This is a genomic window from Marvinbryantia sp. (assembly GCF_047017445.1).
Classification (GTDB): Bacteria; Bacillota; Clostridia; order Lachnospirales; family Lachnospiraceae; genus Marvinbryantia.
The window spans coordinates 113,014-121,339 of record NZ_JBKXTT010000013.1 but is presented as its reverse complement, the minus strand read 5'-3'; the positions used below and the strand labels follow the sequence as shown (position 1 = coordinate 121,339).

At 50.0% G+C, this 8,326-nt stretch carries 7 protein-coding genes; 2 read left to right on the top strand and 5 right to left on the bottom strand.

Annotated features, from left to right (window positions below):
- The 3 genes from ACLU9Q_RS14805 to ACLU9Q_RS14795 all read right to left on the bottom strand — a co-directional run.
- A partial coding sequence (locus tag ACLU9Q_RS14805; RefSeq protein WP_412625532.1) for a radical SAM protein occupies positions 1 to 854 on the bottom strand: 854 nt, incomplete at its 3' end.
- Between the two features lie 86 nt (positions 855 to 940).
- Positions 941 to 2,053 carry a DUF4179 domain-containing protein gene (locus ACLU9Q_RS14800; RefSeq protein WP_412625530.1) on the bottom strand — a complete coding sequence of 371 codons (1,113 nt, stop codon included), beginning with the start codon at positions 2,051 to 2,053 and terminating at the stop codon, positions 941 to 943.
- 98 nt (positions 2,054 to 2,151) lie between these two features.
- Positions 2,152 to 2,733 carry an RNA polymerase sigma factor gene (locus ACLU9Q_RS14795; RefSeq protein ID WP_412625528.1) on the bottom strand — a complete coding sequence of 194 codons (582 nt, stop codon included), beginning with the start codon at positions 2,731 to 2,733 and terminating at the stop codon, positions 2,152 to 2,154.
- 526 nt (positions 2,734 to 3,259) lie between these two features.
- Between ACLU9Q_RS14795 and ACLU9Q_RS14790 the strand changes: the two genes are divergently transcribed.
- Positions 3,260 to 4,588, top strand: a complete 1,329-nt coding sequence (locus ACLU9Q_RS14790) for an MATE family efflux transporter (protein ID WP_412625526.1) — start codon at positions 3,260 to 3,262, stop codon at positions 4,586 to 4,588.
- 169 nt (positions 4,589 to 4,757) lie between these two features.
- The gene (locus ACLU9Q_RS14785; RefSeq protein ID WP_412625525.1) at positions 4,758 to 5,033 is read left to right on the top strand and encodes a type II toxin-antitoxin system HicB family antitoxin; all 276 of its coding nucleotides are present in this window, start codon (positions 4,758 to 4,760) and stop codon (positions 5,031 to 5,033) included.
- Positions 5,034 to 5,061: 28 nt separating this feature from the next.
- Here ACLU9Q_RS14785 and ptsP read toward each other — a convergent pair whose 3' ends face one another.
- Together ptsP and ACLU9Q_RS14775 are read right to left on the bottom strand one after the other, a co-directional pair.
- Positions 5,062 to 6,681, bottom strand: a complete 1,620-nt coding sequence (ptsP, locus tag ACLU9Q_RS14780) for a phosphoenolpyruvate--protein phosphotransferase (protein ID WP_412625534.1) — start codon at positions 6,679 to 6,681, stop codon at positions 5,062 to 5,064.
- Positions 6,682 to 6,983: 302 nt separating this feature from the next.
- Entirely contained in the window at positions 6,984 to 8,231 is a 1,248-nt protein-coding gene (locus ACLU9Q_RS14775; RefSeq protein ID WP_412625524.1) for a D-alanyl-D-alanine carboxypeptidase, read from the bottom strand.
- Between the last annotated feature and the right edge of the window lie 95 nt (positions 8,232 to 8,326).

Sequence of the window (8,326 nt, the reverse complement as noted above, 5' to 3'; positions counted from 1 at the left end):
GCAGTCTCGCCCTCCTGGATGAATGCATTTTCTACGCCAAGGGAAAGTGCATAGTCCAGCAGGCGCTCATATTCGCGCTTTGTCACTTTGCGGTTCAATTCAGGCAGATTTCCCACCTGAGGAAGCGGCGTGTACTGGTTCATCAGGCTTAAATAAACCTGATTTCCATATGTCTCGTGCACATATTTTACCACTGCTTTCGCATTCTTTATGTGATTTGGCAGGAGCAGGTGGCGTACGATCACGCCCCTTTTCATCATGCCCGCGTCATCAAAGACCGGCGTTCCCTGCTGCCGCACCATCTCCGCAAGCGCCGCCTTTGCCGCTTCCGGATAATCCTTCGCATGTGACAGGCGTCCGGCAAGCTCCGGTTCCATATACTTAAAATCGGTCAGATAAATATCCACGATCCCATCCAGCGTCGCCAGTGTTTCCACCTTTTCATAACCGCCGCAGTTATAGACGACCGGAACCCGCAGTCCTTCCGTGCGCGCTTTTTTCACCGCCCGGATGATCTCCGGCGTGTAATGCGTCGGTGTGACGAGATTAATATTTTCCGCTCCCCTATCCTGCAGCTCCAGAAAAATCTCCGCCAGACGCTCCACAGAAATCTCCATCCCTGCCTGCGCGTCTGCGATCACCGCATTCTGACAGTAAACGCAGCGCAGCGAACACCCGGAAAAAAAGACCGTTCCAGACCCATGCTTCCCGGAAATACATGGTTCCTCCCACATATGAAGAGCAGCGCGTGCGGCGAGAACTTTGCTTCCCGCCACACCACAGAAGCCCTTTTTCCCAGCCGCCCGGTCTGTACCGCACTCCCGCGGGCACAATCTGCATCCCTTCTGTTCCATGTTCCCTGTTACCTTTCCTCAATATCTCTTATCTATTTGATACCAGCATAAAAAATACATACGATATACGTTTAAATTAACAGATATCACTTTCTCAGCTCTATCCGTATTTTCTCTCCGATCGGTTTCGCATCCGCCATATCTCCTGTACCTGACTGCACAGAATAAATCTCCCTGCCGTCCTCCCACTCTTCCTGCGGTTCGTCCATTTCCAGTTCCAGCTTATAAAACTGCAGCTCTATCCACTCACTTTCCATGGAAGGGGTTGTCCCGGATATGCCAAATGCAGACTCCGTTTTAAAAACATAATGTTTCCCTTCTCTTCTTTCAAGGGTAAACTGAATCGGATTTCCCAGGCTGTCGATCCCCCTGATAAAATATTCTGCATCACCGGCTGACAGTTCTGAAGGTCCGCTCACTTCAAGCACCCCATAAATACTATTTACTGAGAAACGTTCAATATCCACATAAACATCCTGTTGTATTTCCAGCTTCTGGTTAATATCACAGGTTAATGTGTTTCTTTCCAGCTCCTCCCGTGAAGCGGAAAATGCAAATTCGAGGGTGACTGGTGCCGTGTCCTCCGCTCCTCTGCCGATCTGTGTCTCAAAAACAATATCCGCTGTATCCGGTATTTCTTCCTTCGCAAAGCCCCATTCCAGAATATAATGATCCTCGTCCGCATAGCTGATCCCCATACTCGTACAATCTACAGCTTTTCCATCTATCTCAACCACACCGCTGTTTCCCGGAAAAAGCTCCGACGCATCCTCTGTCTCACTGCCAATTTCCAGAACAGCAAACAAATGATTATCCGAGAGAATCGCCTCCTTTAGTGTAACAGAAATCCCGTCTTTTGTCTGCTTCATATTTAGTATTTCAGCATATGGCGTTAAATCCTCCTCCAGACCAAGTACCTTTCCTATCAAGGTGGAAAACTCCTGAATTGCCGCCCGCACCTCATTATGGAAAATACAGGACAGCCCCAAAAGAACTGCCAGTGCAGCACATGCCGCACGCCCAGCCGCTGATTTCAAAAGCCTCATAAAGATATGTGACGCACTCATCGGATCCCGCCTCTGCCTTTCTCCTTCATGCGTGTATGTCTCTCTTTGCGGCGCCGCAGCCGCAAGAATCAGCGTATCATCAATCTCACCAAATATCTCTAAAAATTTTAGTTCCTTTTCCCGCTCGCTCATACCTGCCCTCCCGCTGTCAGTCTGTCACTGCCAGTCTGTTTATATATAATATTTATGTTTATATATGATATTTCAACAGTTCACCTAAATTATGCCGCCTACAAACAATGCTGCACCACGTGCTGCGGCTGTTCTTTTTCCAGGAATTTTTTCAGCCGCCTGCGGTTGCGGAACAGATTAGATTTTACCTTGCTGACGGAAAACCCGTACTGCCCGGCAATGTCACTTATGCTGTCCATATACCAATAGCGGCGGATAAAGATATCCCGATCAACAGCCGGAAGGCTTCGCAGAAAATCGTTTAGAGACTGCACCAGCTCCTTGCGCTCCATATATTCATCCAGCGTGTAAAATGCCGTGTCCGCCAGACTCTCCACCTCCCCGGCAATATCTGCTATATGCATATCTGTGCGCTTCGCCGCATATTTTCTGCGCAGGCAGTCTATTGCCAGCCCGCGTGTGATCCTGCCGAGAAACGCAGAAAGCACGGTCGGTCTCTTCGGCGGCATATAGGTCCACGCGGAAAGCCACGTATCATTTACGCACTCCTCGCTGTCCTCCCTGCTTCCGACAATATTCCAGGCAATCTGCCAGCAGTAATGATCATATTTCTCACTGACCGCAGAAATTGCTGACTGATTCCTGTCCCAGAAAAGAGCGATAATATCTCTGTCTTCCATAAAATTCACCTGTCACTGCAATGCAGTACATCCTTTGTCACTGCAACGCAATACATCCTTTCTGTACATTGCCGGACATTTTCTGTCCGGCTTTATCCGGGACTTAACGTCCCTGTATCCATATAGTCGTATTATATCGCCTGCGGTTGCATCGTTCATCAAAAATATCGTTACTGTTTACTCCGTTCACAGCAACCTTCGCAAATCCATTTAAAATTCGCTTCACGAATGGGATTTGCTCACACCTGAATCACGTTCTCACGCCTCAAATCCACAGGACTAGCTTCGCGTCGCAGCAGGTGTTTGAGGCTGGCGCGAACAGTAACAAAATATCTACGAAAATTTTTATATGCGCAGCAGATCCCTTGACAGAATGCCTCTTTAATGCTAACATCGGATACATAAAACGTGATGTGGATTTTTTCTGGGATAACCATTTTTCGCCACACAATTGCTTTCCGGCAGTTGTGTGGTTTTTATTTTCCCCGCATTTTCACAGGCGTAAAAGCTTAGGAGGAGACAGATTATGAACGACACCTTTATGAAAGAAAAACCGGTATTGCCGCTGATAGCGTCCATGGCGCTTCCAATGGTAATATCCATGCTCGTCAATTCTTTATACAATATCGTCGACAGCTTTTTTGTCGCAAAAATCAATGAAAACGCCATGACAGCGCTTTCCCTGGTTTTTCCGCTTCAAAATTTTATTAACGCGGTGGCAATCGGTTTTGGCGTCGGCATCAATGCCGTAATCGCATTTTATCTCGGCGCCGACGATGAAAAAAACGCCAATACAGCGGCGGCGCACGGTTTGATCCTGACAATGCTGCACGGTATTCTGATGATGTTCGGATGCATCGCCGTCCTGCCTTTGTTTCTTGGAAAATTCACGGCAGATGAGCAGGTAATTGCGATGGGGCTGCGTTATTCCAAAATTGTATTTACCTTTTCCCCCGTTATCGCCCTCAGCCTGTACTTTGAAAAGCTTTTCCAGGCTGTCGGAAATATGAAGGTAAGCATGGTAAGTCTGATGATCGGCTGCTTTGCCAATATTCTTCTGGATCCGGTCCTGATCTTCGGAGCCGGTCCTTTTCCCGCAATGGAAATAGAAGGAGCGGCCCTTGCTACCGGAATTGGACAGATATTGTCCGTAGCTGTTTATCTTATTGTTTATGTGCGGCATCCAATGCGGATACGGCTCAGCAGAAAATATCTGACAAGAAATACACATATTGATAAAAAGCTATACGCGATCGGGATCCCGGCAATTTTAAACCTCGCCCTGCCCTCCCTGCTGATCACTTCGCTCAATGCGATTTTATCCGCATATTCCCAGATCTATGTCGTCATCCTGGGAATTTATTATAAGCTGCAGACTTTCCTTTATCTTCCTGCAAACGGCATCATCCAGGGGATGCGTCCGGTGATCGGCTACAACTACGGAGCCGGGGAGTCAAAGCGCGTAAAACAAATTTTTTATGTAACGCTTGGCATGTGCGTGAGCATCATGCTCCTTGGAACCGCCATATGTCTGCTGCTTCCCGGACAATTGATTGGTCTGTTTACCACAAACCCGGAGACCATTCTCACAGGGCAGACAGCACTCAGGATCATCAGCGCCGGTTTTATCGTCTCGGCAGTTTCCGTGACCGTTTCCGGAGCGCTGGAGGGACTTGGAAAAGGGGCCGCATCACTCATTATCTCCCTGTCGCGGTATGTCCTTATCATTATTCCTGCCGCATTTATTTTAAGTAACATTTACGGTCCCACCGGCGTCTGGAATGCATTCTGGATCACGGAATTGCTGACAGCAGTGATCGCATTTTATGTTGCACGGCGCACCATAATCTCATAAACAAAAAGCGCCATTATCTCATAAGCAAAAATCAATTTGACAAACGACTCATATCCCTATATGATGTTGTTGGGGTCAAAAACCCCGCCCACCTATGATGCCTGCGGATTGTTTCATGTGAACGAGACGTCTGACATCAATACTTTATCAAAATAATCAGGAGGCTCTTATGAGATTTGTATACCCCGCTGTTTTCCACAAAACAGAAACGAATACCTATGAAGGATTTTTCCCGGATTTAGACGACTGCCATGCAGAGGGCGAAACCTTAGATGAAGCGCTCGACAATGCGATCGAGGCGGCGCGCGACTGGATCACGCTGGAGCTGGAAGAAGGCAACATCCTGCCCTCTATCTCCGAGAACGATGATCTTACATTAAAGGAAGGCGAATTTGTGCGGAACATTGCCGTCACCATTCGCCTGATGGATGGATGGGATGAGTAAAAAACTCATCCCATTATTCTGATTCTTCTTACTCAATCTCCCGTATTCTTCTGCGCAGCTCAAGCACCATTGCCGGGGAAACGGACAGCTCGTCCACGCCCATTTTCAGGAATTCTTCCGTCAGCTCCAGGTCTGCGCCAATCTCTCCGCAGATGCCCGCCCATTTCCCGTGACGGTGTGCGCTCTCCACAGTCATGCGGATCATCTGCAGGACTGCCGGATGATGTGGGTCGTAGAAGTCGTCCAGGCGCGCGTTCTGGCGGTCGATCGCGAGCGTATACTGTGTGAGGTCGTTCGTGCCGATGCTGAAAAAGTCCGCCAGCTCTGCCAGCTCGTCGCTGATCATCACCGCAGCGGGCGTCTCGATCATAATGCCCTGCTCCGGTACCCGGTAGGGGATTCCCTCCGCCTCCAGCTCCTCCTGCACCTGCCGCACGATTGCAGCAATCTGCTGCATTTCTCTCACAGAAATGATCATCGGATACATAATGGAAAGATTTCCGTACATCGCAGCGCGAAAAAGCGCCCGAAGCTGCGTTTTGAAAATTTCCGGCTGCTTTAAGCAAATACGGATCGCACGGTAGCCAAGCGCCGGATTTTCCTCCTCGCCAAGCTCCAGATAATCCGCTTTTTTATCCGCGCCGATGTCAAGTGTGCGGATGATCACCTTTTTCTCCCCCATCATGCGCAGCACCTGCATGTACGCCTGAAACTGTTCCTCCTCGCCCGGAGCATCGCTGCGCCCAAGGTACAGAAATTCGCTGCGAAAAAGACCGATCCCGCCAGCATCGTTTTCCAGCACATAGCCGACGTCCCCCACGCCGCCGATATTCGCATAGACATTCACCGTTTTGCCGCTGCGCGTCCTGTTTTCTTTTCCTTTCAGCTCCTGCAGAAGCGCCGCCCGTTCCGTCTCCTGTGCAATCCTCTTTTGGGCCTCCTGCAGCGCTGCCTTCGACGGCTCAAAAATCACCTCGCCCTGCATTCCGTCCACAATTACCGTCATGCCGTTTTCTATTTTTTCCAGATCGACCGGTACGCCCACCAGAGCCGGAATGTTCATCAGACGCGCAAGGATCGCCGTGTGGGAATTTGCTGAGCCGTGTACTGTGACGAACGCCAGGATCCGGCTTTTGTCCATCTGTACCGTCTCGCTCGGTGAAAGGTCGTCCGCAATGATAACAGAAGGCTGTTCAGCCAAAAACGCTCCGTCCCCCTGTCCACTCAGATTCCGGATGAGACGGTTGGTGATGTCCCGCATATCCGCGGCGCGCGCTTTCATATAATCATTATCCATCGCCGCAAACATTTCCGCGAAATGGTCCCCCGCCGCTGCAGCCGCATACTCGGCATTCACCTTCTCCGTGCGGATCATATGATACATTGCCTCCAGAAAGTCCTCATCCTCCAGTATCATCTGATGCGCTTCAAATATCATGGCGTTCGCCTCTCCGACCTCCGCCACTGCCTTCTCATAGAGCCGCTGAAGCTGCTCCTTCGCCGCGGCTGCCGCCTCCCGGATGCGCGCAATTTCCGCTTCCGCATCCTCTGTTTTTCTGCGCTTCACCTGCTGGTCGCTTTTTTTCAGCACCGCGGCAGGCCCCACCGCAATGCCTTTATATACTGATTTTCCGGAAAGTTTCCACATCACATATTGCCTCCGTCATCCATACTGTCCTCCCGCGATCCTGATGCGCTCTGCCGAAAGGATTTGTTGTATTCAGAGGTCATCCTATTACACAGGCGGGATTTTTATTATTATATCATGTCCCGATCGGAGCGTCACTATACAAAAAGCTTCAAGTCTCTGACAACACCGCTGCACATAATAGCTGCTGATCTTGCCAACGCCTCTGCATACAATAGCTGCTGATCTTGCCAACGCCTCTGCACATAATAGCTGCTGATTTCTGCCAATCCATGTGAACGCAGAATGTGATAAATCTCATATTATGCCGATAACTGTCCCGCTACATTTAACGCATCCTCTATGTGATATGGTTCCGTTTCATGCGAGCCGGGCGCGCCCGCCGTCACCAGAATATACTCCCTGCCGCCAACACTCAAAAGACTTGCCAGGCAAAGCCCCGCTTCCTCTGTATAGCCTGTTTTTCCGCCGAGGATCACGCCGTCCGCTCTGCTGTCCGTCTGTGAAAACAACGTGCTCCAGAAGGTAAAGCCGTCCGGATGCTGTTCTGTCGGCTGCACGTAGTAATATTTGCTGGTAAAAATTTCCCCAAAAGTAGCATTCGATAAGGCATACTGCAGAAGTATCGCAATGTCGGCAGCGGAAGAATAATGCGTTTCCTCCTGCAGCCCGGTACAATTTGTGAAATTTGTGTTTTCCATGCCGAGCTGCGCCGCCTTCTGATTCATCAGCTCCACAAACATCCCCTCCGTGCCGCCGATATAGCGGGCAGCCGTCAGACAGCACTCCGCCCCTGACGGAAGCAGGATGCCGTACAAAAGCTCCCGCAGCGTCGTCTCCTCTCCCGGCAGAAAGCCAGCCATGGATGCGCCCTCCGCATAAAGCTGTTCATAGATATCCGTTGGTATCCAGACAGTCTCGTCCAGATTGCCCGAATACTCGATTACCAGAAGCGCCGTCATAATTTTTGTGAGCGATGCCGGATAGATCTGCGCGTGGCTGTTCTTCTCCGCCAGTGTTTCGCCGGTATCGGCAGCTATTAAAATCGCATAGGGACTGTATAGATCCGCAAGGTTCACGCTTCCGGCTCCGTCCCCTTCAGCCGCCTGCTGTACTCTGGGACTCACAAACCGCACCGCCGCAAGACAGACCAAAGCCGCCAAAATTACCCCGACGGCGGATGTCAGCATTGTACAGATCCGTGCAAGTCTCCTTTTCTTAAACTGTTTTTTATTCCATTGCGCTTCCTGCCGCATTCTGTTTCTTTGTGCTTCCTGCTGCATTCTGTTCCTTTGCGCTTCCTGCCGCATTCTGTTCCTTTGTGCTTCCTGCCGCATCTTGTTTCTTTGTGCTTCCTGCCGCATTCTGTTTCTTTGTGCTTCCTGCCGCATCTTGTTTTTTTGTGCTTCCTGCCGCATTTTGTTCCTTTGTGTCTCCCGACGCGCTTCATAAGCTTTTTCCTGCTGTCCGGCTGCAGCCCCTGGCTGCTCCGTACCGTATCGCCGGTTCGTTTCCATCCTTCCCCGCCGTTTTCTATTATCGTAATACACGGCATATCTCCCTCTTTCCTTATAAGCTGCAAAAAAGACTCCTGTCAGTAATTATCTTACCAGACAGAAGTCTTTCATCCTTTAATATGCAGTTG